At 68.5% G+C, this 24,903-nt stretch carries 20 protein-coding genes; 18 read left to right on the forward strand and 2 right to left on the reverse strand.

Translation table 11 applies throughout. The features are described 5' to 3' along the window. Positions 1 to 97: 97 nt before the first annotated feature. From SK854_RS31260 to SK854_RS31310, 11 genes are all read left to right on the forward strand, one after another. Positions 98 to 1,021 (forward strand): ParA family protein, encoded by a 924-nt coding sequence (locus SK854_RS31260; protein WP_319978711.1) that lies wholly within the window; start codon positions 98 to 100, stop codon positions 1,019 to 1,021. Next, positions 1,018 to 1,341 (forward strand): hypothetical protein, encoded by a 324-nt coding sequence (locus SK854_RS31265; protein WP_319978712.1) that lies wholly within the window; start codon positions 1,018 to 1,020, stop codon positions 1,339 to 1,341. The genes SK854_RS31260 and SK854_RS31265 overlap by 4 nt, the downstream gene beginning before the upstream one ends. Further along, the gene (locus SK854_RS31270; protein ID WP_319978713.1) at positions 1,338 to 2,171 is read left to right on the forward strand and encodes a segregation and condensation protein A; all 834 of its coding nucleotides are present in this window, start codon (positions 1,338 to 1,340) and stop codon (positions 2,169 to 2,171) included. The genes SK854_RS31265 and SK854_RS31270 overlap by 4 nt, the downstream gene beginning before the upstream one ends. Next, positions 2,168 to 2,992 carry an SMC-Scp complex subunit ScpB gene (gene scpB, locus SK854_RS31275; protein WP_319978714.1) on the forward strand — a complete coding sequence of 275 codons (825 nt, stop codon included), beginning with the start codon at positions 2,168 to 2,170 and terminating at the stop codon, positions 2,990 to 2,992. The genes SK854_RS31270 and scpB overlap by 4 nt, the downstream gene beginning before the upstream one ends. Next, entirely contained in the window at positions 2,985 to 3,719 is a 735-nt protein-coding gene (locus SK854_RS31280; RefSeq protein WP_319978715.1) for a pseudouridine synthase, read from the forward strand. Before scpB ends, SK854_RS31280 begins: the two co-directional genes overlap by 8 nt. Before the next feature lie 169 nt (positions 3,720 to 3,888). Next, positions 3,889 to 6,630 (forward strand): nSTAND1 domain-containing NTPase, encoded by a 2,742-nt coding sequence (locus SK854_RS31285; RefSeq protein WP_319978716.1) that lies wholly within the window; start codon positions 3,889 to 3,891, stop codon positions 6,628 to 6,630. Between the two features lie 172 nt (positions 6,631 to 6,802). Beyond that, positions 6,803 to 9,517 carry an nSTAND1 domain-containing NTPase gene (locus tag SK854_RS31290; protein WP_319978718.1) on the forward strand — a complete coding sequence of 905 codons (2,715 nt, stop codon included), beginning with the start codon at positions 6,803 to 6,805 and terminating at the stop codon, positions 9,515 to 9,517. Positions 9,518 to 9,632: 115 nt separating this feature from the next. Next, positions 9,633 to 12,365: an nSTAND1 domain-containing NTPase gene (locus SK854_RS31295; protein ID WP_319978719.1), complete on the forward strand. Its 2,733-nt coding sequence runs from the start codon at positions 9,633 to 9,635 to the stop codon at positions 12,363 to 12,365. A gap of 246 nt (positions 12,366 to 12,611) precedes the next feature. Continuing rightward, entirely contained in the window at positions 12,612 to 13,190 is a 579-nt protein-coding gene (locus SK854_RS31300) for an ABC transporter permease (protein WP_406601850.1), read from the forward strand. Then, the gene (locus tag SK854_RS31305; protein ID WP_319978721.1) at positions 13,187 to 13,954 is read left to right on the forward strand and encodes an ABC transporter permease; all 768 of its coding nucleotides are present in this window, start codon (positions 13,187 to 13,189) and stop codon (positions 13,952 to 13,954) included. The genes SK854_RS31300 and SK854_RS31305 overlap by 4 nt, the downstream gene beginning before the upstream one ends. After that, complete coding sequence (locus tag SK854_RS31310) at positions 13,938 to 14,747, forward strand: ABC transporter ATP-binding protein (protein ID WP_319978722.1); 810 nt, start codon at positions 13,938 to 13,940, stop codon at positions 14,745 to 14,747. The genes SK854_RS31305 and SK854_RS31310 overlap by 17 nt, the downstream gene beginning before the upstream one ends. A gap of 341 nt (positions 14,748 to 15,088) precedes the next feature. Here the strand turns inward: SK854_RS31310 and SK854_RS31315 are convergent, their stop codons facing one another. Next, positions 15,089 to 15,826, reverse strand: a complete 738-nt coding sequence (locus SK854_RS31315) for an IniB N-terminal domain-containing protein (RefSeq protein WP_319978723.1) — start codon at positions 15,824 to 15,826, stop codon at positions 15,089 to 15,091. Between the two features lie 176 nt (positions 15,827 to 16,002). Continuing rightward, positions 16,003 to 17,172, reverse strand: a complete 1,170-nt coding sequence (locus SK854_RS31320) for a 4-hydroxybenzoate 3-monooxygenase (protein ID WP_319978724.1) — start codon at positions 17,170 to 17,172, stop codon at positions 16,003 to 16,005. A gap of 198 nt (positions 17,173 to 17,370) precedes the next feature. Between SK854_RS31320 and SK854_RS31325 the strand changes: the two genes are divergently transcribed. The 7 genes from SK854_RS31325 (at position 17,371) to SK854_RS31355 (ending at position 24,903) form a co-directional block, all read left to right on the forward strand. Further along, complete coding sequence (locus tag SK854_RS31325; protein WP_319978725.1) at positions 17,371 to 18,366, forward strand: ABC transporter substrate-binding protein; 996 nt, start codon at positions 17,371 to 17,373, stop codon at positions 18,364 to 18,366. A gap of 219 nt (positions 18,367 to 18,585) precedes the next feature. Further along, on the forward strand, positions 18,586 to 21,378 hold the full coding sequence (locus tag SK854_RS31330; RefSeq protein WP_319978726.1) for a sensor histidine kinase: 2,793 nt from the start codon (positions 18,586 to 18,588) through the stop codon (positions 21,376 to 21,378). Next, on the forward strand, positions 21,375 to 21,797 hold the full coding sequence (locus SK854_RS31335; protein WP_030468876.1) for a roadblock/LC7 domain-containing protein: 423 nt from the start codon (positions 21,375 to 21,377) through the stop codon (positions 21,795 to 21,797). Before SK854_RS31330 ends, SK854_RS31335 begins: the two co-directional genes overlap by 4 nt. 16 nt (positions 21,798 to 21,813) lie before the next feature. Then, on the forward strand, positions 21,814 to 22,410 hold the full coding sequence (locus SK854_RS31340; RefSeq protein ID WP_319978727.1) for a GTP-binding protein: 597 nt from the start codon (positions 21,814 to 21,816) through the stop codon (positions 22,408 to 22,410). 127 nt (positions 22,411 to 22,537) lie between these two features. Further along, positions 22,538 to 23,398, forward strand: coding sequence for a hypothetical protein (locus SK854_RS31345; protein ID WP_319978728.1), 861 nt, complete (start codon positions 22,538 to 22,540; stop codon positions 23,396 to 23,398). Continuing rightward, entirely contained in the window at positions 23,395 to 24,111 is a 717-nt protein-coding gene (locus tag SK854_RS31350) for a hypothetical protein (protein WP_319978730.1), read from the forward strand. The genes SK854_RS31345 and SK854_RS31350 overlap by 4 nt, the downstream gene beginning before the upstream one ends. Positions 24,112 to 24,384: 273 nt before the next feature. Further along, complete coding sequence (locus SK854_RS31355) at positions 24,385 to 24,903, forward strand: snapalysin family zinc-dependent metalloprotease (RefSeq protein ID WP_319978732.1); 519 nt, start codon at positions 24,385 to 24,387, stop codon at positions 24,901 to 24,903.

Here is a 24,903-nt window from a genome sequence, read left to right on the forward strand (position 1 = left end):
AGTCTTGACAAGCCCGGCGAGGCGCGTTGCCGCTCGCACGGGTGCGGCCTAGGCTGCGCCCGGAGAGACGACTACGACCAGTGAGGGATCGCCAGCCATGTCGACACCGGAGCACGCTTTCGCGCCCCGTGCCGATCTGAGCCTGGCTCCGCACGCCGCGCCGGTGGACGACGTCGCCACGGAGCAGGTCGACGGCATCGGCCCGACGGGCAGACCGCGTCGTCACATCCCCGATCCGCCGGCGTTGCTGCACCACGGTCCGGCGAAGATCCTGGCCGTCTGCAACCAGAAGGGTGGCGTCGGCAAGACGACGACGACCATCAACCTGGGCGCGGCGCTGGCCGAGTACGGCCGGCGTGTGCTGCTCGTCGACTTCGACCCGCAGGGCGCGCTCTCGGTGGGCCTCGGCGTGCACCCGCACCAGCTGGAAACCACGATCTACAACGTCATCATGGAGAACGACACCGCCGTTCCCGACGTCATCCGCAAGACCATGATCGAGGACATGGACCTGCTGCCGAGCAACATCGACCTGTCGGCGGCCGAGATCCAGCTGGTGTCGGAGGTGGGTCGCGAACACACCCTCGTGCGCACCCTTCGTCCCGTCATCGACCACTACGACTACGTGCTGGTCGACTGCCAGCCCTCGCTCGGCCTGCTCACGGTGAACGCCCTCGCGGCCGCGGACGGTGTGCTGATCCCGCTGGAGTGCGAGTTCTTCTCGCTGCGCGGGGTGGCGCTGCTCATCGACACCATCGAGAAGGTCAAGGAACGCTTGAACCCCAAGCTCGACATCACCGGCATCCTCGCCACGATGTACGACCCGCGCACGCTGCACTCGCGTGAGGTCATGGCACGCGTCGTGGAGGCGTTCGGCGAGATCGTGTTCGACTCGGTCATCAACCGCACGGTGCGCTTCCCGGAGACCACCGTGGCCGGTGAGCCGATCACCCGCTGGGCGCCGCGCTCGGCCGGTGCCAACGCGTACCGCGGCCTGGCTCGCGAGGTGATCGCCCGGTGAACCGTCGCCCTTCACTGCCGGGGGCCGCGGAACTGTTCCGGCTGACCTCTGCCGCGCCCGCGCCCGAGGTCTCCTCGGACGAGGTCACGCCGCAGCAGCGCCGTGGTTCCGGCCGCACCAAGCACACCACGAAGATCACGGTCTACGTGTCCGACGAGGAACTGCTGGCCCTGGAGCAGGCGCGGCTCGTGCTGCGCGGCTCGCACTCGCTGGCCGTCGACCGCGGCCGTGTGGTGCGTGAGGCGATCGCCATCGTGCTGGACGACCTCGAGATGCACGGTGACGCGTCGTTGCTGGTACGCAGGTTGCGCGAGCAGTGACCGAGGAAGCCCCTGCCGAGGTTGCCGCTCCGGACGATGGCAAGTTCAAGGTCAGGCTCACGAACTTCGAAGGTCCGTTCGACCTGCTGCTGCAGCTGATCTCCCAGCACACGCTCGACGTGACCGAGGTGGCCCTGCACACGGTCACCGACGACTTCATCGCGCACCTGCGCGGCATGGGCGACAAGTGGGACCTCGACGAGACCACCGAGTTCCTGGTCATCGCGGCCACGCTGCTGGACCTGAAGGCCGCCCGGCTGCTGCCCACCGGTGACGTCGAGGACGAGGACGACCTGGCCCTGCTGGAAGCGCGCGACCTGCTGTTCGCCCGCCTTCTGCAGTACCGCGCCTACAAGCAGGTCGCGGCCCTGTTCGCGGAACTGGAGCAGGGTGCGTTCCGGCGCTACCCGCGCTCGGTGTCGCTCGAACCGCGCTTCGAGGGCCTGCTGCCCGAGGTGATGCTCGGCGTCACGCCCCACAAGTTCGCGCTGATCGCGGCCTCCTCCTTCCGCCCGAAGCAGAAGCGCACGCTGTCGGTCGACCACATCCACCAGCACCGCGTGTCGATCCGCGAGACCGCGGACGTTCTGCGCGCGATTCTGATCGAGAAGGGCACCGCGTCGTTCTCGGAGATCGTCGCCGACTGCACCGAGACCATGGAGATCGTGGCGCGGTTCCTCGCGCTGCTGGAGCTGTACCGGGAGAAGTCGCTGGCCTTCGAGCAGGAGGACCCGCTCGGGCCGCTGCAGGTGACGTGGGTCGGCGGGACGTTGGACGACGCGCAGGCGCAGGTGCACGCCGGCCACGAGGATGAGGACTACGGCGGATGAGCGAGCCACTGGTGGGGCCGGACGCGGCGGAGATCGAGAAGCCGGGGCCGGCGTTCGACGGGGGCGAGCCCGAGGCGGCGGAGCCTGAGGTCGCCGAGCCCGAGCCTGACGCCGCTCTCGACGACGCCGCTCCCGCAGCCGTTGTGCTGGACGAGCCCGAAGCCTCCGAGCCCGAGCCCGAGGCAGACCCGGCCGACGCCGAAGACGCCACCGCCCTCGAGGCCCAACTCCTCGCCGCCGCCCCCGAGGAGGCGATCGAGGACAGCGGCCTGCCCGACCTGACCGACGACGCGGTCTTCGAGGCCGCGCTCGAGTCGGTCCTGCTCGTGGTGGACAGCCCGATCGCGGAAGACCAGCTCAGCAGTGCCCTTGAGCAGCCGGTTAAGCGAATCAAGGCGGCACTCCGTAGACTGGCTGCTCGGTACACCGAGTCCGGCAGTGGCATCGACCTGCGCAGGGCGGGGGACGGCTGGCGGTTCTACACGCGGGACCGGTTCGCCCCGTTCGTGGAGAAGCTGCTGCTCGACGGTCAGCGTGCGAAACTCACCCGCGCGGCCCTCGAGACGCTCGCGGTGATCGCCTACCGGCAGCCTGTCACGCGGGCGCGGATCGCGGCGGTTCGCGGCGTCAACGTGGACGGCGTGATCCGGACCCTGGTCGCACGGGGGCTCATCGAGGAGACGGGCACCGACAGCGACACGGGTGGGATCCTGTACCGCACGACCGAACTGTTCCTGGAGCGGTTGGGGCTGTCGTCACTTGCCGACCTGCCACCAATCGCCCCGCTCCTGCCCGAAGTGGATGCGATCGACGATGTCTGACAACGAGGGCGTGCGCCTGCAGAAGGTGCTCGCGCAGGCGGGGGTCGCCTCGCGCCGCGCTTCCGAAGAACTGATCGAGCAGGGGCGCGTGCAGGTCGACGGCAAGGTCGTCACCGAGCAGGGGCGGCGGATCGACCCCGAGACGGCGGTCGTGCACGTCGACGGACTGCGGGTGCAGATCCGCGAGGACGTCGTCACGATCGCGCTCAACAAGCCGTACGGGATGCTCTCCACGATGGAGGACGACCTGGGCCGCCCGTGCGTCGGCGACCTGGTGCGCAGCCGCAAGGAGCGGCTGTTCCACGTCGGCCGCCTCGACGCCGAGACCGAGGGCCTGCTGCTGCTCACGAACGACGGCGAGCTCGCGCACCGGCTGATGCACCCGAGCTACAACGTCAAGAAGACCTACCTCGCCGAGGTCCCCGGCCCGGTCGAGAAGGGTCTCAACAAGAAGCTCAAGGCGGGCATCGAACTGGAGGACGGGCCGGTCAAGGTCGACTCCTTCAAGCTCATCAGCGCCGTGCCCGGCAAGGCGCTGGTCGAGATCGTGCTGCACGAGGGCCGCAAGCACATCGTCCGCCGCCTCATGGAGACCGCCGGTTACCCGGTGCAGTCGCTGGTCCGCGTCGCCGTCGGCGAGGTGTCGCTCGGCAACCAGCGTCCCGGTTCGATGCGGGTGCTGAACCGCCAGGAAGTCGGCGGCCTCTACAAGCTCGTCGGTCTCTGATCAGAATCTGAACCCCGCTCGTCCCTCCGGCCCCCAGAGCCGGAGGGACGAACTGCGGTGAACCCTCATTCACCTTGCGACGGAAACGCTATGGCGACGACGTTGTAAGGGGTCGGAAGTGCGCTTTGAACAACAAGGTGTGGACAATCAGTCTCAGGGGGAGACCGGCATGCCACGCACCGAACGTCCGCTGGACTGCGAAGACACCGAACTCGGCCAGTTCGCCGCCGACCTGAGGAAACTCCGCGAGAAGGCGGGCAAACCGTCCTATCGCGCGCTCGCTTCACGCGCGCATTACTCGGCCGCGACGCTTTCCGACGCCGCCGGCGGCAAGAAACTTCCGAGTCTCGCGGTCACTCTCGCTTACGTCACGGCGTGCGGTGGCGATCCGCAGCAGTGGGAACAGCGCTGGCGCGACATCGCCGCGCCACCGGAACCGACAGCGGAAGCCCCGTACGTGGGATTGAAGGCGTTCCAAAAAGAAGACGCCGACCGCTTCCACGGCCGCGAGAAGCTCACCGCGAAGCTGGTGGAACTCACCCGGAAACGCCCGTTCGTCGGCGTCTTCGGCGCGAGCGGCTCCGGCAAGTCGTCACTGCTGCGCGCCGGCCTGCTGCCACGCCTCGGCCAGGCGCTGATCTTCACCCCTGGCGTCCAGCCGCTCGACGAGTGCGCAGTCCGCCTCGCCCAGCTGACCGGGAACTCGGCGGTGGTCCTGCGCGGCCAGCTCACCGACCCCGCGTCGCTCGGTCTGCTGATCCGGCAGCACGACGAGAACCTCGTCCTGGTCGTCGACCAGTTCGAGGAGGTGTTCACCCTGGCGAGCCCCGAGCAGTGCGACTGGTTCGTCCGAGCCCTGATGAGCGCGCCGCACGTGGTGATCGGCGTCCGTGCCGACTTCTACGGCCACGTCGGCCGATACCCCGAATTGGCCGAGGCCTTGGAGGGCGCACAACTCCTGGTCGGCCCCCTGACCGCCGACGAACTGCGCCGCGCCATCGTCGAACCTGCCCTGCGCGTCGGCGCCACCGTCGAGTCCGCGCTGGTCACCCGCCTGGTCGCCGACGTCACGGGTCAGGTGGCCGCCCTGCCGCTCGTGCAGCACGCCCTCGTCGAGACCTGGCACCGCCGCCGGGGCATGACCCTCTCTCTCGTCGGTTACGAGGAGGCGGGCGGCGTCGAGCACGCCATCGCCCGCACCGCCGAGGCCGCGTACGGGCAGCTCACCGAGGAACAGCGGCAGACCACCCGTCGCACCTTCCTGCGGCTGATCGCGCTCGGCGACGGCACCGAGGACACCAAACGCCGCGCGAACCGCGAGGATCTCGACGCCGAGGTCCTGGAGCACCTGGCGAACGCCCGCCTGGTCACGCTTACCGAGCAGCACGCCGAACTCACGCACGAAGCGTTGATCCGTTCCTGGCCGCGACTGCGCGACTGGATCGCGGAAGACCGCGAGACCCTGCGCGTTCACCACCAGCTGACCGAGGCGGCGAAGGAGTGGGGCGGCGACCGCGACCTCCTCTACCAGGGCGCGCGGCTGGCTCAGGCAGCCGAGTTGGACGCCACCGGGCTGACCGGACCCGAGCGTGACTTCCTCGCCGCGAGCCAGGTCGCCGGACGTCACCGTGCCCGCCGGGCTCGCGCCGTCATCAGCGTCCTCTCGGTCCTGGTGCTGTTGCTGGCCGGCACGGCGGTGTTCGCGGTGACCAAGACACGAGAAGCGACACGGCAGCGCAACGACGCGCTGATCGGCCGTGCCGTCGCGGAGGTCATGCGACTGATCCCGGCCAGTCCGCGGCAGGCTGTGCGCATCGCGCTCGCCGCGTACGTGGTCGCGCCCGGTCCGCAGACGCGCGACGCGCTGCTCAACGCGGACGCCGCCAGGCTGGCGAAGGGGATGCAGGCAAAGCCAGGCCTCAACCAGGGGTTCCTGGCGGTGTCGGTGGACGGTGAGCTGGTCATCGCCGCCGACGGCACGGGACCGGCAAGGATCGTGCCCGGCACCAGGTCGAGCGAGGCCCTGCCGGCGATGGGGAACAGGGTCGTCCGCGTCGTGCTCAGCGCTGACGACCGGAGGCTCTTCACGACCGAGGAATCAGGGGAGACCGGGATCTGGGACCTCGCCGATCCCGCGCGTCCGAAGCAGCTCGCGACGCTACCTGGCTCCGACCGCCCGATCGACCTCGTCCTGAACCGCGAGGGCACGCTGGGGGCCACGACCATCTCGCTGCGCGGCGACGGGCTCGGACGAGCGTCGGTCTGGGATCTGAGGGATCCGGCACGGCCCGTGGAGACCCGGTTGCCTGGAGACAGGGTGAAGCACGTCGCCATGGCTCCGAACGGCCAGGAGATCGGTTTGCTCGTGCGCGATGACTCCAGCCAGAACATGGACGTGCAGATCTGGGACATCAGCCGCGGAGAACCACGTGTCCGGACGACGATGCGGGTCCCCGTCGGCACCGTCGGCATGAAGATCGCCGACAGCGGGCGCCTGGTGGCGGTGCAGGAGACGACCAGGATCGTCGTCTGGGACGTGTCCGGCGCCCAGGCACAGGTCCGGGCGACGGTGCCGCGGGTGCCGGGCGACATCGTCTCGTACGCCTTCAGCGCCGACGACCGGCAGATAGCGGCGCTCGGTCAGTCCACCTTCGACGTCTGGGACATGGGCGGGCAAGGTGACGCGGTCGCCGTGGGCTCGTTCGGTGGCTTTCCAGGTCCGGGTGATCTGCTGCGCTACCGGCAGCGGGAGAAGGCCTTCGGCATGACCGACGGCGGGCCGTCCGTCTGGGTCATGAGCACGGACCTGGAGAAGGTCAGGAACGGGGTTTGCCGGGAGAAGGCTGTGGAGTTGAGCGACGACGAGTGGCGGCGCTACTTCCCGGACATCGAGCGCGTGCCCGTCTGCTGAGTTCGTGAGCCGTGGGTGGCACGTGCGCGAGCCACCCACGGCCACTCCGGCGCCGGTTCGGGGCGCGAGCACCGGGTCTTCCCCGTAGTTGCGTCTGCCTCGACATTAAGACGAACGGGTTGTTCACGGTCATGTGTTCGCCGCTGAACAAAGTTCTCTGAACAATGACGGGATGCCGAGACGGGAACGCCCTCTCGACGAGGGCGAGAGCGGTGTCCTGCGGTTCGCGGCGGATCTGCGGCGGCTGCGGGAGCGGGCGGGCAGCCCCACCTACCGGGAGCTGAGCCGGCGGGCGCACTACTCGGCCGCGGCGTTGTCGGAGGCGGCAGGCGGGCGGAAGTTGCCGAGTCTCGCGGTGACGAAGGCGTACGCCAAGGCCTGTGACGCCGATCCGGAGGAGTGGGCGCGGCGGTGGCGTGCGGTGGCCGAGGCCGAACCGCATGCGGCGCAGGACAATCCGTACGTCGGGCTCTCGATGTTCCAGCCCGGCGACGCGCCGAGGTTCTTCGGGCGGGAGCGGTTGACGGCCGAGCTGCTCGCCACCAAGAACCGTTTCACCGGCGTGTTCGGGCCGTCCGGTGTGGGGAAGTCGTCGTTGCTGCGGGCCGGTCTCATCGCTCGCACCCGTGAACCCGTCCTGCTGTTCACTCCCGGCGCGAATCCCGTGGAGGAGTGCGCTCTCGCGCTCGCCCGGCTCACCGGCGGTGAGGCGACCGAGCTCGCCGACGAACTGGAAGATCCGCGGCAACTCCAGCACCACCACGGGCACCTCGTGGTCGTCGACCAGTTCGAAGAGCTGTTCACGTTGTGCCGCAACGAAGAGCTCCGCCAGTGGCTGGTCACGGCGCTCACCGGTTGCCAGAAGGTGGTGATCGGTGTCCGGGCCGACTACTACGGCCACTGCGCGCGGTACCCCGAACTGGTCGAGGCGCTCGACGGTTCCCAGCTCCTGCTCGGCCCGATGACGCCGGACGAGCTCCGCCTCGCGATCACCGAACCCGCCGCGGTCGTGGGCGCCAAGGTCGAGACGGCGTTGCTGGCGAGGCTCATGGCCGACGCGGTCGGGCAGGCGGCCGTGTTGCCGTTGCTGTCGCACGCGCTCGCGCAGACCTGGCAGCACCGGCGCGGCATGACGCTGACCCTCGCCGGCTACGAGGAGGTCGGCGGCCTCGACCACGCCGTCGCCCGCACCGCGCAGGAGGTCTTCGACGCGTTCTCCCCGGCGGGGCGGGAGCAGGCGAAACGGATCCTGCTGCGGCTCGTCACCGCCGAGGACACGAAACGCCGCGCGGACCACGCCGAGCTCGAAGCCGACGACGAGGTGCTGTTCGCGCTGGCGGCGGCGCGGCTCGTCGTGATCGACCGCGACGGCGTCGAACTGGCGCACGAGGCGTTGATCCGCGGCTGGCCCGCGTTCCAGGGCTGGGTGGAGGAAGACCGCGAGAACATCAAGGCACAGCGCGAACTCACGCTCGCCACGCGGACCTGGGAGTCGCTCGACCGCGACGCGGGCGCGTTGTTGCGGGGACGCCGCCTGGCGAACGTTCCCGGCGGACTTTCCCTGAACGCCGGGGAACGCGCCTTCCTCGCCGCGAGCCTGGCCGCGGAACAGGAGGTCTCGGCAAGTGCACGAAGACGCACCCGCCGCCAGCGTCAGCTGCTCGCCGCGCTGGCGGCACTCGTGGTCGTCGCCGCCAGTTCGACCGCCTTCGCCCTGCAGGCGGGCAAAGCCGCCGACGAGCAACGTGCCAACGCCGCCGTCCTGAGGGCCGTGAGCGAGGCCGCCGCCCTGCGTTCCACGAATCCCGCCCTGGCCCAGCAGGTCGCGCTCGCCGCCTATCAGCTCGTGCCGTTACCTCAGGCGCGCAACGGTTTGCGGCAGGAGGACGTGCCCTCCCAGGTGCTGCGCGAGGCCCAGTCCGAGGTCACCGCGCTCGCGGTCGGGCCGACCCTGCAGCAGGTCGCGACCGGGCACCGCGACGGCACCGTCGTGCTGACGGGCCTGGCCGACCTTCCGGCACCGCGCGCCTCCTACGACGCCACCCGGCACTCCGGCGCCGTCACCGCCCTCGCGATGGACTCGACCGGCGGCCTGATGGCGTCCGCCGGCGACGACGGCACCGTGCACGTCGTCGACGTCTCCCTCGGCAAACCACGCGAACTGCCCGTGCTTCCCGTGCGTGCCATCGCGATCGCCTGGCAGGGCACCACTCTCGTCACCACCGACGAGGCCGGCACCCTGAGCTTCTGGACGGACCTGCGCCGCGAACGCCCGCGGCTCCTCACCACGGCCCAGCTCGGCCTGGGGCCGCTGGCGGGCCTGTCGTTCCGCCCGGACGGCCAGGTCCTCGCCGCCGTCACCACCGGTCGCGCCGTGCACCTGGTCGACGTCACCGACCCGCGCGACGTCAAGCTCCTGTCGCTGACCAGGGAGTTCGCCGGCACCGCCCAGTTCGCCGGCGCCGAGCACCTGATGACCACCGCCCGCACGGCCGTGCACCTCTGGAACACCACCGACCCGCGCGGCCCGGTCCTGCGCGCCAGGATCCCCTCCGGCGGCGGTGAGGTCACCTCGGCCCGGCTCGGCCCGGACCACGTCGCGATCGCCACCGACGACGGGCTGGTGCGGCTCTGGCGGCTCGGTGCCGGCGAACCGGTGGAGCAGGCCCTGCTGCGCGGGCACGCCGGGCCGGTCACCGCGGTCGGCCTGACGCCCCAGGGCGACGAGGTCGTGACCGGCGGTGCGGACCGGGCGGTGCGGCTGTGGAACGCCGACCCGCGCGACCCGGCGGTCAGGATCTGCGAGCAGGCCATTCCGCGGATGAGCCGCGAGGAGTGGGAGCAGTACTTCGGCGATCTCGACTTCGCCCCACCGTGCCGCGACTGAAAGCCCAGCACCGGGCAGGTGGAACGATCACGAAGCGCACGTCCGGGTGGTGGGCGGTTAGCAGGCCGTTAGACGGAGGGCGAACCTCTGGTGGACAATCCGGCCAGGAGGCGGCATGCCACGAGGTGAACGACCGCTGGGTCCGGAGGACACCGCGTTGCTGCGGTTCGCCGGTGACCTGCGCAGACTGCGGGACCAGGCAGGCAAACCGAGCTACCGCGAACTGGCCAGGCGCGCGAACTACTCGCCGACCGCGTTGTCCGACGCGGCCGGTGGGCGCAAGCTGCCGTCGCTCGCGCTGACGCTCGCGTTCGTGCGTGCCTGTGAGGCCGATCCCGCCGCGTGGACCAGGCGCTGGCGTGAGCTCGCCGCCGAGCACACGCAGCCGTTGCACCCGAACACGCCGTACCCCGGCATCGCCCCGTTCACCGAGGACGACGCGAAGCGGTACTTCGGGCGTGAGTGCCTCGTGGAGCAGGTCGTCGAGTCGGTCAGGGCCAAGCCCGTCACCGTCGTCTTCGGAGCCTCCGGATCCGGCCGGACGTCGCTGCTGCGAGCCGGTCTGCACCCCGCCCTGGACGACGCCGTGGTGATCACGCCGGGGCAGGACCCGATCGGGGACCTGGCCGCCGCTCTCGCCGGCGTCTTCGAGAACACCACCGCGGACCGCCTGGCCGAGGAGTTCCGGGAGGACCCCGAGCACCTCCGGCTGCGGATCCGCCAGCACCGCCCCGGCCTCGTGCTGCTCGTCGACGACTTCGAGCAGGCGCTCGACGCGGAGGACTTCGTCGCCGCCGTCACCCGCTGCCCCCACGTCGTGCTCTCCGTGCGCGCCGACCACGAGCAGCACTGGCGTGAGAAGGGCATCAGCGGCACCGAGATCGTGATCGAGCCGATGAGCGCGGACCAGCTGCGCCGCGCCATCACCGAACCCGCCGCCAAGATCGGCGCCACCGTCGAGACCGCGGTCATCGCCCGGCTGGTGGCCGATGCCGCGAACCAGCACGCACTGCCGTTGGTGCAGCAGGCACTGGTCGAGACGTGGCGGCGCAAGCGCGGCATGACGCTGTCGCTCGCGGGCTTCGAGGAGTCCGGCGGCATCGAACACGTCACCTCGCAGGCCGCCGAAACGGCCTTCACGGGCCTCGGCGAGGACGACCAGCGCGCGGCCAGGCAGATCTTCCTGAGGCTCGTCTCCGTGCAGCGCAACGGGATCGCGCAACGCCGCGCCCGCAGGCTGGACATCGACACGCACCTGCTGGACTTCCTCGCGAAGGCCAGGCTGGTGACGCTCACCGAGGACGGCGTCGAGCTGACCCACGACGCCGTGCTGCGCTGGCCCAGGCTCGCCCGGTGGATCGACGAGGAACGCGAGAACCTCCGCACGCACCAGCAGCTCGTCACCGCGATCGAGCTGTGGGAGGCGAGCGACCGCGATCCGCTGGCGCTCTACCGGGGCCCGCGGCTGCGCAAGGCCAAGGAGCTCGGCGAGTTCTTGACGGTGCGTGAGCGCCAGTTCGTCGACAAGAGCATCAAACGGGAGACCCGCCGTTCGACGGCGTTGATCGCGGTCGTGGCGGTGCTGCTCGCGCTGGTGCCCGGCACCGTCGTCTACGCGCTCGCGAACGAACGCAAGATCACCGAGATGAACGACCGGGAGCTCGGCGGCAAGGCGCTGTCGCAGTCCGAGGCGCTGCTGGAGCAACGCCGGCCGTACGCGGACAAGTACGCGCTGGTCGGCTACGAGGTCAGCCCGTCGGCCGAGGCCGAGAAGGTGCTGCGGCTCGCGAGCGCGGTCGCGCGCGGCATCCCGTTCACCGGCACGCCCAAGGACGACGCGGAGGTCGTGGTCGCTCCGCGCGGGGAGATGGCCGCGGTGACCGACGAGGACGGCACCGACCGGATGTGGAGCATCGACGAGGACAAGGCGGTGCCGGGCAAGAAGTTCGCCGACCGCCACCGGGTCGTCAAGCTCGCCGAACGCCGTGCCGTCACGAAGGACTTCACCGGCCAGGAACACCTGTGGGCCGTCAACGACGCGGGCGACATCACCTACCTCACGGCGCTGCCCAGCCGGTTCCGCACGCTCGACCTGAGCCCGGACGGCTCGCGGCTCGTCGGCAAGGTCGGCGACGCGGTGGAGGTCGGGCTTCCGACGCCGGACGAGTCCGAGCACGCGGAGCTCTACGACCTGAGCGACCCGCGCAACCCCCGCAAGCTGCCGATGCCGGTGCGCGACCCCGAGACCGTCGCGCTGAGCCAGGACGGCCGTGAGCTCGCGACCGGTCTCTGGGACCCGGCCACCGGCACCACGACCATCGAGTTCTGGAGCATCGGCGGCACCGTCGAGTCCGCGGGACCGCCGTTGCCGCAGCACGTCTACGTCCGCGGCATCACCTACAGCGGTGACGGGCGCTGGCTCGCCGTCGAGCACTCGTCACCGGAGTCGATCGTCGAGGTGTGGCAGCGCGTGCCGAGCGGAACGCCCGTGCTGCGCGCACGGCTCGACACCGCGTTGCGTGCCGGAGCCCGTGTCACGTTCTCCGACGACGGCCGCGTGGCCGTCGTGCGCGACAACATCTTCGAGGTGCACCAGCTCTACCCGAACGACCGTGCGGCGGACCGGCTCGCGTACGTCGTCGGGCACGGCGACTCGACGCGCGCGGTGTACCGGCCGCAGAACCGCGACTTCCTCGTGCGCAGCGGAGGCCAGGATCCCGAGTTGCTGCCGTACGACCTCGACACCGGTTCGATCATCAAGCGGATGTGTGAAAAAGACGGTGCACGGCTCACGGACTCCGAATGGGTTAAGAGCTTCGGCGAAGTGGCGCGCGTAGAGGTCTGCTGAACCGCCGCGATGTGTGGGAAACAACCCGGAGTTGAGCAACCACGCATTGTGAAGCCGAGATCCACTCTCTAGGGTGACCGAGTGCGTGCGTTCACAAGGGGACTACTCGGCATTGCCGGGTTCCTCGCGCTCTGGGAGCTCTTAGGACGCTCTCCCCTTCTACCTGCTGACTCGCTTCCGCCACCGTCCGTCGTGTTCGGTGAGCTCGTCACGCAGTTGACCTCTCCCGCCTTCATGAGTCATGTGGTGGCAACAGTCCTGGCGGTGCTGATCGCCATCTCGATCGCCATCGCCATCGCGGTGCCGGGTGGACTGGTGCTCGGCAGCGTTCCCGCCGTGCGCCACGCGACTCGTGCGGTCATCGAGTTCCTGCGCCCGATCCCTTCTGTGGCACTGATTCCGCTCGCTCTGGTGATGCTGGGGTTCGGCCCGGAAACGAAGATCACGCTCGCGGTCTACGCCGCGCTGTGGCCGATCTTGTTCAACACCATCTACGCGCTCGACGAGCTGGACCCCTTGCTCGTCGAGACGTCACGGGTTTTCGGCACCGGACGCGTGGGCGTGCTGTTCCGCGTGGCCCTGCCGAGCGCGTTGCCGTTCGTCCTCACCGGAATCAGGCTCGCGGCGACGACCGCCCTGATCGTGATGGTGAGCGTCGAGCTCATGGCGGGCAGCCAGATCGGGCTCGGCTTCTTCATCATGGAGGCCCGCAGCGGGCCCGGCCGGATGGACCAGGTGCTCGTCGGCACCGTGGTCGCGGGCGCGATCGGCGTCCTGCTGAACAGCGGTCTTGAGCGCGTCCGCCGGCGTTGGGTGGCCTGGTGAACAATTTTCTTCAACGGTGGACCGTGTTCGCCGGTCTCGTTGTCGTTTGGCAGTTGCTCGGCATGGTCGCCGAGGACCCGTTCTTCCCTCCGCCGTCCGACATCGTGACGGCGGCCTGGGAGTGGTGGGTCCTGGAGCCGGAGAACATCACCGAGCACATCCTGCCGTCGATCAGCAGGCTGCTGTCCGGCTGGGCGATCGCGTCGGTGATCGGCGTGGCGCTGGGCCTGCTGCTCGGCCGCTCCGACCGGGCGATGGAGTACGCGGGACCGCTGCTGGTGTTCCTGCGTTCGATCCCGCCGCCCGCGCTGGTGCCCGTGTTCCTGTTGCTGTTCAAGACGGGCACGTCGATGCAGCTCGCGACGATCGTCTTCGGCGTGATCTGGCCGGTTCTGCTCAACAGCGTGGACGGTGCCCGTTCCGTCGACGTGACCAAAGTGGACACTTCCGCGGTCTTCCGGATCCCGCGCTACCAGTGGGTTCTGGGCGTCGTGCTGCCCGCGGCCTCCCCGAAGATCTTCGCGGGGTTGCGGGTGTCCCTGTCCCTGTCCCTGGTGTTGATGGTCATCTCCGAGCTCGTGGGCACGGACAACGGCATCGGTTCACAACTCATCACGGCACAGCGCGAGTTCGACTACACGCGCATGTGGGCGGGCATCGTCCTGTTGGGCGTGCTCGGCTACGGACTCAACACCGTGCTTCTGGCGGTGGAACGCAGGGCTTTGGCTTGGCAACCGAGGAGCAGGGATGAGCAACATGCTTGAGGTGGCCGACCTGGGCCACACCTACGGCGACTACGAGGCCATCGGCGGCCTCACCTTCACCGTCCGCGCCGGCGAGCTGGTGTGCGTGGTCGGACCATCCGGATGTGGCAAGTCCACACTGCTGCGCACGATCTCAGGACTCATCGCACCCTCTCGTGGTGACGTGTCCCTGAAGGGTTCCCACCTCGCGGTGGTCTTCCAGGACTACTCGCGCTCGCTGTTCCCGTGGCTCTCGGTGCAGGGCAACGTGGAGTTCCCGCTGCGGTCCCTGCCGCGCGCCGAGCGCCGCGCCCGTGCCGCCGAAGCCCTGGAGTGGGTGGGCCTCGGCGCGGCGGCCAAGAAGCGGCCGTGGCAGCTTTCCGGTGGTATGCAACAACGTGTGGCGATCGCGCGCGCTCTGGCGTACCGGCCGGCGTTGTTGCTGATGGACGAGCCGTTCGCCTCGGTGGACGCGCAGACCCGGTTCGAACTGGAGGACCTGTTGCTTCGAGTGCGCCGTGAGCACGACACGACCGTTCTCGTTGTCACGCACGACATCGACGAGTCGGTGTACCTGGGTGACCGCATCCTGGTGCTGTCCGGCTCGCCCGCGAAGCTGGTGGCCGACCTGGAGGTGCCGCTTCCCGCCGAGCGCGACCAGGTGACCACGCGCACCGACGAGGCCTTCGTTGCGTTGCGCTCCAAGGTGGCGCGGCTGCTGAACGTCGGTGGCAAGCCCACCATGGACGTCGAGAAGTGGGCTGCGGCGGAACGGGAATCGCTGAGCGAGGCCGTGTCTTCCGCGAGCAACTAGTGGCGTGACCCAGAAAGTCGGCTGGGTAATTCACGCTCAGCAGGGCACCTCGCGACGCCGCCCCCACGCCCCCGTACGTCCAGTACGAGGACGTGGGGGCGGCGCCGCGATGCACCCGTCTGACCGCGAATTCGCCCGGCAACTTTCTGGGCCACACCACTAGCTAGAACGAAAGCAACGACAGCTGAGCCCCGGACCGTGCGGTCCGGGGCTCAGCTGCGTTCTCAGTGCCTACTGGAGGGTGTGAGCACTGTTCTGGCGAGACGGACGCCCGCGCTCGGGGGCAGAGCGCTGAGCGCCCGTCGTGCGGTTCCCCTTGGCCTGCAGGGCGAATCAGAAGATCAGAAGTGGATGTCGAGGTCGGCGCCGTTGCCGATGCCGCCGTCGAGCAGGTCGATGTCGCCCACCTTGACGTCACCGACGACCTGGCCGAGGTCGTTGTGCACGTCGCCGACCTGAGCGACGTCCTGCACGACGTTGCCGGTGACGTTGTCGGTCACGTCCAGGACGTCCTTGACGTCGACGTCCGCCGAGCCGATGACGTTCTTGACCAGCACGTCGGAGTCCACGACGTCCTTCACGAGCACGTCGGCGTCGAGGTCCTTCACGACCACGTCGGTCACGCCGTGCACGTCCGCGACGTCGGTCACGGTGCTGACGACGGAGTTGTCGTGGGCGATGCCGGTGACGTCCGAGACGACCTCGTTGGCGTTCACCACGTCGAGGGTGCCGGTCACGTCGCCGAGGCCGCCGAAGTCGGTGACCAGCGCGGTGATCGCGGAGGGGGCGGCGACGTCGGCGATGCCCGTGACGCCCTCGATGTTGCCGGTGATCAGCTTGAGGCTGTCCACGGCGGTCAGGTCGCCCGCCTCGACCAGGACCTTGTCGATCGCGTCGATCTTCACGACGGACGCGCTGTCGAGCACCAGCGGGAGGATCTCGTGCACGTCGACCGGCGAGATGTCGCCCAGACCCGCGGCCTCGAGGGTGCCTTCCGGATCGAGCTGGAACGCCTCGCGGGCGTCCAGGTCGCCGAGGAGGTTGAGGGTGAAGTCGTGCAGCGTGGTCTGGGTGGCCATGGAACTCGAGCTCCCTGTGGGGTGGATCGGGGGATGTCGTGTTGAACCGTATGGATGAACGACATCCCCCAGCATCGGGAGTTGGCCCCAGATTGTGACGTACGGAGATCCCTAGGGGGAGGGCGTCACCCGTTAGGGGGGCGGGGATTTCACCCTTGAGGGTCGACTTTTCGCCATCACGGGCCGACGTAGTTCTCCGCGAAGGTGGCGCGGTAGGCGGGGGACTCGGCCAGGTGCTCCAGCCGCGCCTGGGCCAACCGTCCGAAGAACGGGGAGCTGACATCGGTGTGGATCATGTTCACCATCCACTGTGAAAATTCCTGTGCCCGCCAGACGCGGCGCAGGCAGTCCTCCGAGTAGGTCTTGAGACCGGTCTCGGATCCGGTGGCGTAGAAGTCCATAAGCGCACGTCCGAGCGTTGCGGCGTCGTTCATGGCGAGGTTCATGCCCTTGGCGCCGACCGGGGTGATGATGTGGGCTGCGTCACCCAGCAGGAAGAGCCGGCCGTACGACATCGGCTCGACCACGTGGCTGCGCATGTCGAGCACGCGCTTCTCGATGATCTTTCCCTCGGTCAGTCCCCACGACGAGTCGTGCAGTGCGAAACGTTTGTGCAACGCTTCCCAGACCTGTTCGTCGGACCAATCGGAGGCCTTTGTTCCGACCGGTACCTGCAAATAGAAGCGGGATATCGACGGCGACCGCAACATATGTCCCGCGAATCCATCCTCGTGCAGCGCGTAAATGATGGCTTTAGTCGACGGAGGGGCCTCCGCGAGAATGGCCAGCCACTCGATCCCGTGCTGATGCGTGAATTCCGTCAGCACGCCCTCGGGAATGGACGGCCGGCTCACGCCATGAAATCCGTCACAGCCTGCCACAAAATCGCTCGTGATGGTCTCGCGGGTGCCGTCTTCGCTGGTGAAGGCCACTGAGGGGGACGAGGACGTCAGGTCGTGCAACTCCACGTCGCTGACCGAGAACCGGATGTCCCCACCCGTGTCCAGAAATCCCCCGATGAGGTCCTTGACGACTTCCTGCTGGGGGTAGACGTAGTGTTCGCGGCCGCCGTAGAGGTCGCTGTAGGACACCTGGAACGCCTGGCCGCTCACGCGGAATTCACACGTACCGTGACGGTCTGCTTCCATCAGCAAACGATCTGCCAGTCCGAGTGACTCCAACATGGTTACGGAGCGGTGCTCCAGGACTCCCGCCCGTGCTCGGGTTTCCACATGGGTTCGACTAGCTTTTTCGATCACGACGCAGTCGATACCTGACTGCTGGATCAGGTTTGCCAAGGTCAGACCGGCCGGCCCTGCGCCGACAACGGTCACGGAGCGCTTCAACTGGGGTTCTCCTAGCCCTAGACCTGCTGTGCTTAGATGCTCACCGCAGGTAGTTGACTGGAACCTGCTCGTGTCGGTCAACTGGGGTCTTTTGGAGCAGCGTCATTACTCTGAGTGGTTGACCGTCGCGATCCTTCCCCGCAACGACGACACCGCTCCGACAGGAGAGTGCTCCCGATGACTCGAAGAGTCCGCCGTATGGCCATCCGTGGCATCGCCCTTGCCACGCTGCTCGCCACCGTGGCGAGCTGTGGTGCGCTCGGCGGCACAGAGCAGGCACCCCAGACTGGCCAGAACACCAGTGGTCCGGTCGAGAAGGCCAAGATCACCCTGGGGGTCCTTCCCATCCTCGACGTGGCGTCCGTCCACGTCGCGATCAAGAAGGGTTACTTCGCGGCCGAGGGCCTCGAGGTCAACCTCAAGGTCATCGAGGGTGGAGCCAAAGCAATCCCCGGCTTGATCAACAAGGAACTGGACTTCACCTTCGGCAACTGGGTCTCGTTCTTCGCCGCCCAGTCGAAGGACGTCGCGAAGGCAGTCGACGGAATCAAGCTCATCTCCGACGGCTACCAGGCAAAACCCGACATGTTCCTGATCTTGGCCGGCGGTGACTCCGCCATCAAGAGCCCCGCTGACCTCGCGGGCAAGACCATCGCGATCAACACGTTCAAGAACATCGCGGAGCTGACCGCGAAGGCGACTCTCGAGGCCGCGAACGTGGACGTGAGCACGGTCAAGTTCAAGGAGATGGCGTTCCCGGACATGCAGGCCGCTGTCCAGAACAAGTCCGTCGACGCCGCCTTCATGGTCGAGCCGTTCATCACCCGCGCCCAGCGCGCCGCCGGTCAGATCAAGGTGCTGGACGCCGCGACCGGCCCGACGGACAACATCCCGATCGCCGGCTACGCCACCAGCGGCGAGTTCGCCAAGAACAACCCCAAGACCGTCGCGGCGTTCCAGCGCGCGATGGCCAAGGGCCAGGCCGACGCCACCGACCGTCCCACGGTCGAGCCGCTGCTCGTCGAGTACGCCAAGGTCGACAAGGAAACCGCTGGTCTCGTCCACTTCGGTGCTTTCCCGACCACGCTCGACGCGACCCGGCTTCAGCGGGTCGTCCAGCTGATGGTGCGGTACCAGATGATGGACAAGGAGCTCGACGTCAAGCCGATGCTCATCCAGCCCTCCGGTAGTTGACGAACCGCGCGGGTGACTGTGATCAGGCCGTGATCACGGTCACCCGCGCGAACGTTTCCGCCAGATGAATTATCGCTTAGGGGCCGTTTAGTCGCCCAGTTCAAGTTGTTGATTCTCGAACCAGCTGTTTTGTCGTCCGAACGGCGGTATGAGAACAGCGCGTTTTACTCCAAGATCCACCAGGTTTGCAGTTATTAAACGGGGCGGGGAGTGTTGACGGTGCGCGGTCGTGAGGACCAGCGAGGCATCGACCGGTTCCGCCTACGCAACTGGCGGTTGCGGAGCAAGCTCGCGGTGGTGTTGCTAGTACCAGCCCTGACTACCGCGACTCTTGCGGGCCTGAGGCTGAACACCCAGCTCGACGACGTCGAACTCTTCGGCAGCGTCCAGCGCGAGCTCGCCGTGAGCCACCAGGCCGCGAAGGTGGAAAACGCTCTACAGGTCGAACGTGACTGGGCAGTGCAGTGTGTGGCCGCGGGCAGGCAGAACGCGTGCCCGGAGCACGCCGCCCGCACGGGTCTCACCGATGTGGAATTGAGCAAGTACAGGGATTCGGGCGCGACGGCCACGGCCTTGAGCGCGCCCTTGCAGGAGTCGTTCACCAAGTCGCTGCAGTCCCTCGCCGGACTGGGCAGCTTGCGCGTGACGCTGCTGAGCACGAAGTACCCCGACGTCGCCGTGATCAGTGCGTACAACCAGATCATCGCGTCGCTCGGCACGGTGCACCGTGCCGCGGTGTCGAGCCTCAGCGAGCCGGAGATCGTTCCGCTGGTCACCGCCGCGCAGGCGCTCTACACCGCACAGGAACAGCTCGGCCAGCAGAACGCGATCCTGACGTCCACCGCGCTGCGCAAGGGTTTCGCGCCCGGCGCCGCGGACGAGCTGCGTGCCGCGCAGTCCCGGCTGGACGCGGCGTTCAACGAGTTCAACGACGTGGCTTCGGCCGGCAACCAGCAGAAGTTCCAGGACGTCGTGTCCGGTTCGGCCGTGGACGGTCGCAACCGGCTGGTGCGGCTCGCGCTCGCGCAGGACGCCGAACGCAAGCCCGTGTCCATCACGGACGCCGAGGTGCTCAAGATCGGCCAGGACACCGCGAACCTGGTTCGCGAGGTCGCGACCGAGCTGGAGAGCCAGGCCGACGCGACGACCACGCGCCTTGCCGACGTGGCAAGGGGTTCCGCGTGGCGTGACGCCGGACTGGTCGCCATCTCGCTGCTGATCGCGTTCGGCTTGATGGCGATGGTCGCGCAGTCGATGCTGCGGCCGCTGCGAGTGCTGCGGCGCAGCGCACTGGATGTGGCACGCAACCAGTTGCCTGACGCGATTCGCCGCATTCGTTCGCACCGCGACCCCGAACGGGCCGCGGAGGAGGCGATCGTCCCGGTGCCGCTCAACACGACCGAAGAGGTCGGTCAGGTCGCCAGGGCGTTCGACCTCGTGCAGCGCGAAGCCGTCCGCCTCGCCGTCGAGCAGGTGGCACTGCGCGCGAACGTCAACGACATGTTCATCAACCTGTCGCGGCGCTCGCAGGCGTTGGTGGAACGGCAGATCAGCGTGATCGACCGGCTCGAGCAGGACGAGCAGGACCCGGACCACCTGGCGTCGCTGTTCGAGCTCGACCACCTCGCGACGCAGATGCGCCGCAACAGCGAGAACCTGCTGGTGCTCTCCGGCACGACGGTCAACCGCCGCGTCACCCGCCCGGTCGCGATCGCCGAGGTGCTCGGCGCCGCGGTGTCCGAGGTGGAGAAGTACGCGCGCGTCCAGATCGCGCCGACGCCGGAGCTCATGGTGCAGGGCCGCGTGGTCAACGACCTCGCGCACCTCGTCGCCGAGCTGCTCGACAACGCGACGGCGTTCTCCAAGCCCACCACCAAGGTGACGGTGCGGACGATAGAGACCCGCAAGGGCGAGGTCGCCATCCGCATCCACGACCGCGGTGTCGGCATGCAGGAGAGCGACGTCGTCGAGTTCAACGCCAAGCTCGCCGAGCCGCCGGAGGTCGACGTCTCCGTGGCCCGCGAGATGGGCCTCTACGTGGTCGGCCAGCTCGCGAAGCGCCACGAGATCCGCGTGACGCTCGGGAACAACGACGACATAGAGGGTGGCGTCACCGCTCAGGTGATCCTGCCGATCTCGTTGCTGCACAAGGGATCCGCGCCCGCGCTGCCGTTGCCGGCCGCACCGCTGCCCGCGATCGAGTCCACCAGCACCGGCGAAGGCCTGTCCGGTGTGCCGAAGTGGACGCCGGAGCACCCGGTCGTCGTGCCGGGGCCCGCCACCGAGGACGAGAACTCCGGCAGGCACCGCATCGAGCAGACGTCCGCGGACGGCCTGTTCACCGCGCGGATCGAGGCGGACGAAGAGGCCGCCGAGGCCGGGTACTCCTACGAGCCGCCGGTCGAACGCCCGGCCGAGCCCGCCACGGAGATCTTCCCCGCGATCGTCGACGAGCCGTTGATCTCGCACGACGACCTGTCGAGGTGGTTCCAGACCCCCTCGGCGCCCGAACCCTCCACAAAGGTCCTTCCGCCGGCGGAGCCGGAACCCGCCGAGCTGGACCTGGCAGGGCACGACCTGGCAGGGCACGACGACGCGGAGCCCGCCACGGTGAACGGCCTGCCCAAGCGGCAGCGTTCGGCGGACACCGTGAAGATCGAGGCACCATCGGCGGTGCCGCGCGCGGTCGCCGACTACGCCGACTCCGACTGGGGCGCGGCGGACGAGGGCTGGAAGGCCGCGGGCGCGCTCGGCAACGGTGGTACGGCGCAGACGACGGAGAACGGTCTGCCCAAGCGCGTCCCGAAGGCGCGCCTGGTCCCCGGTTCGCTGCCGAAGCCGTCGTCACCGGCACCCCAGCTGACGAGCGCCTCCGCCATCCCAGGCCGGTCCGCCGACCGGTTGCGTCAGCGGTTCGCCACGTACCAGAAGGGTGTCCAGATGGGCCGTGAGTCGCTCTTCGACTCCGCCGTCGGAGGCATCCCCGTGATCGCAGAAAGGGAACGCCAGTGACCACCGCGACTGAGGAACTGGACAACTTCAGCTGGCTGGTCGAGGACTTCGTCAGCAGGGTGGCCGGTGTCGCGCACGCGATCGTCGTCTCCGCCGACGGCTTGTTGCTCGCTTCGTCCGACCGTCTGCCGCACGACCGCGCGGAGCAGCTCGCCGCCGTCTCGTCCGGACTGGTCTCGCTGAACCTCGGCGCGGCGCGCTGTTTCGAGGCCGGTGAGGTCAAACAGACCGTCGTCGAGATGGAACGGGGCTATCTTTTCCTGATGTCCATCAGCGACGGGTCCTGCCTCGCCGTGCTCGCCGCACCCAACTGCGACATCGGGCTCATCGGTTACGCGATGACCCGCCTGGTGGAGAGGGTCGGCCTCCAGCTGACGCCGGAGATTCGCGCCCAGCTGCACGTTTCCATGAGAGCCTGAGTAGAGAGAAGTTCCCATGAGCAACGGTGCTCCGGGTCGTCCGGGGTCACCTGGGGCCGGCCTGAGCGTGGTGTCGTCGAAGATCGTCGTCGCCGGTGGGTTCGGCGTCGGCAAGACGACGTTCGTGGGGTCGGTCTCCGAGATCACCCCGCTGACGACCGAGGCCGTGATGACCCAGGCATCGGTAGGCGTCGACGACCTGTCGATGGTGCCGGACAAGGTGACCACCACGGTGGCCATGGACTTCGGCCGGGTGTCGCTGGACAAGGACCTGATCCTGTACCTGTTCGGCACGCCCGGTCAGCACCGGTTCTGGTTCATGTGGGACGACCTGGTCCGCGGTGCCATCGGTGCCGTGGTCATGGTCGACACCCGCAGGATCGACGAGGCGTTCGCGCCCATCGACTTCTTCGAGGACCGCGATCTGCCCTACGTGATCGCGGTGAACTGCTTCGACGGGCTCATGCACCACCGTGCGGAGGAGATCCGGGACGCGCTGACGATTCCGTCGTCGGTGCCGATAATTCCGTGCGACGCCCGCAACCGGCAGTCCACGAAGCAGATCCTGATCGCGCTGGTGGAGCACGCGCTGCGCCAGCCTTCGTTCGCTTAGTCCCGCTTCCCGCGGAAACGGGGCCGGTGCCACGCGCACCGGCCCCGTTCGCGTTGTGCGGTAACCCTTTTCGCGTCGCGGCCGATGACCCGGCGAGTCTTCGTACTCGGAAGGGCAGGCGCGTCAGGTGGGTCAGCGACTGGACAAGATCACCAGGAACCAGTGGTTCGTGCTCGTCGGAGGGGTGGTCGCGGTCCTGGCCCTGGTGGCCGCTCTGACCGGGCCGGTGCCCGAACTGAGCAAGGACAAGACGTCCGTGACGAGCCTGGCCGCCGAGGCGGTCGGCACGGAGATGACCGACTTCGCTCTGCCGCTCGACGCTCCGCTGGATCTGTTGCCGCAGATGGACGCGGGCTTCTACTGCGACTCGGTGATGACGGAGTGGCTGCGCAGGTTCGGCACGGAAACCACGCCGTACCACGGGATCGCGGTGCGCAGCGCTGCCGAGGACGGTGCGATGCTGTCCATCGACAACCTGCGGGCGGTGGACGTCGAACGCGTCGAGACCGGTCCGGTCATGCACTTCCGCTGCCCCAGCGGTGGCAACGCCGAGACCGCGGTTCTCAAGCTCAGGCTTGATCGGGACCGGAAGGCGAGGGAACTCGTGGACGGGTCCGACGACACCCGCCCGTTCGCGTTCAACCTCGAACCCGGCGAGCGGGGCAACCTGGAAGTGCGGCTGGAGAACGAGGACGGCTACTCGTACACGGGGCGCATCGTCGCGGACGTCACGGTCGGCAAGACCAAGGAGACGGTGTCGTTGCCGCTCAGCGGTGAGAGCCAGGAGAGGTTCGACTGGGTGAGCCCCGGCAAGTACGGCCGTTTGATCGTGGGGCCGGGCCGCACCAAGGACCAGTTCATGTGCAGCCTGTACCCGGCTGGGTTCACCCGCCTGCGGGAGGCCGGCGGGGACACCGCGGAAGACGCCTTCGACTGCTCGCTGGAGAAGGTGCGGTCATTGCTCGCCGAGATCGGACGGGCGTCGTGAAGTGGGCCTGGGCGGCGGTGATCGCCGTGATCGTGGCCGCCGCCGGGATCTTCGTCTTCCGCACCGTGAACGCGCCGGACACGGGCGGCGTCGTGGTGCAGACGGTCCAGCCGACGCGGGAACCGGTTCCCACGACCACCACCACGACGACGGCATCGGCTTTCGCCGACCCGAACCCGGACCAGCCGACCGAGGTGGTCGACGTGGTGGCCGTGGACAGGGCCGGCAATCCGGCGGCCGGCTACGAGGTCTCCGACGGCGGCGAGGTGATGAGCTGTCACGGATCGTCGGCGGGCATCCTCGGCTGCTCGCCGACCGCGGCCGGTGCGGACGTCTGCTGGGTCACCCCGACGCCGCGCGTGCTGCTGTGCGGGACGGCGCCGTGGGAGAAGTCGTTGAGGAAGGTGACGGCCGGCGAGGTCGACCAGAAGCCGTTGGGGGAGGAGGCCCAGCCGTGGGGACTCGAACTCGCGGACGGCGCGAAGTGCCAGCGCCGCAACGGAGGTTCGTGGCCTGGGCGATCGGACGGACTGGCCGGGGCGTACTTCTGCGATCGGGAACACGAGTTCGTGCTCGCCGGTGACGGCCCGCTGGTGAACAGGACGAAACCGCCGTGGACGGTGAGGATCGGCGATTTGGGCGAGAGCAACGCGAGTTTTCCGCCGCCTGCCGACATGCGCGTGGTCACCGCTTACTTCGCCGCGTCGTCCTGATCGTCGTTGCGCCTTCTGGTCCATCAGAGCCAGACGCGTGTGAACAGTTATTCGCCCGTTCGGCGGCGGCCGGTCCGGTGTGCGAGTTCGTGCGAAGTCCGGTAGTAGGGCGAGTTTCGCCTTGCCGTGCGGTACTTTCGCGATCCGGGTCGTCCGATCACCTACGAACTCTCTTGACCGTGCCAGCGGCGGTTCACACTTGACTCTTCTTGTGCCCCAACGGCGCAGCGATACAGTCGGGGTGCAATTACCCTGCATTGCGAGGAGATTCCTGTGTCCCTGCGCAAAACAATTGCTGTGGTCGCCAGTGCTGCCGCCCTCTCGGTCGGCCTCATCGGCACCGCGGAAGCCGCGCCCCGCACGCTGACCTACAACTCGTCCGGCGCCGCTGAGTTCGTGGCGGCCGTCGACGCGGGCGCGAACGTGTGGAACACGCAGCTCCCGAACACCATCAAGCTGGTGAAGGTCCCCGGGGCCGCGAACATCACGATCGTCGCGGACAACGGCTGGCCCCGTGCCCAGACGACGAGCCTCGGCCGCGGCAAGATCTGGATGGGCCGCCAGGCGGTCACCGAGGGCCACGACAAGATCCGGATCGCCGCGCACGAGCTCGGCCACATCCTGGGTCTGCCGGACCGCCGGACGGGTCTGTGCACCGACCTGATGTCCGGCGCCAGCGCCGGCACGTCGTGCAAGAACCCCAACCCGAACGCCGCGGAGAAGGCCCAGGTCGTCCGGAACTTCGGCGGGTCCGTGACGGTTCAGGCCACGACGTTCGAGGACGCGGCCTAA

Origin of the sequence: Lentzea sokolovensis, from assembly GCF_033949975.1 — a bacterium.
Lineage (GTDB): Bacteria > Actinomycetota > Actinomycetes > Mycobacteriales > Pseudonocardiaceae > Lentzea > Lentzea sokolovensis.

Bases quoted from the DNA above. Each gene is read 5' to 3' on its own strand.
- SK854_RS31260 (WP_319978711.1), top strand. From the start codon at position 98: ATGTCGACACCGGAGCACGCTTTCGCGCCCCGTGCCGATCTGAGCCTG.
- scpB (WP_319978714.1), top strand. From the start codon at position 2,168: ATGAGCGAGCCACTGGTGGGGCCGGACGCGGCGGAGATCGAGAAGCCG.
- SK854_RS31280 (WP_319978715.1), top strand. From the start codon at position 2,985: ATGTCTGACAACGAGGGCGTGCGCCTGCAGAAGGTGCTCGCGCAGGCG.
- SK854_RS31285 (WP_319978716.1), top strand. From the start codon at position 3,889: ATGCCACGCACCGAACGTCCGCTGGACTGCGAAGACACCGAACTCGGC.
- SK854_RS31290 (WP_319978718.1), top strand. From the start codon at position 6,803: ATGCCGAGACGGGAACGCCCTCTCGACGAGGGCGAGAGCGGTGTCCTG.
- SK854_RS31295 (WP_319978719.1), top strand. From the start codon at position 9,633: ATGCCACGAGGTGAACGACCGCTGGGTCCGGAGGACACCGCGTTGCTG.
- SK854_RS31310 (WP_319978722.1), top strand. From the start codon at position 13,938: ATGAGCAACATGCTTGAGGTGGCCGACCTGGGCCACACCTACGGCGAC.
- SK854_RS31315 (WP_319978723.1), bottom strand. From the start codon at position 15,826: ATGGCCACCCAGACCACGCTGCACGACTTCACCCTCAACCTCCTCGGC.
- SK854_RS31325 (WP_319978725.1), top strand. From the start codon at position 17,371: ATGGCCATCCGTGGCATCGCCCTTGCCACGCTGCTCGCCACCGTGGCG.
- SK854_RS31340 (WP_319978727.1), top strand. From the start codon at position 21,814: ATGAGCAACGGTGCTCCGGGTCGTCCGGGGTCACCTGGGGCCGGCCTG.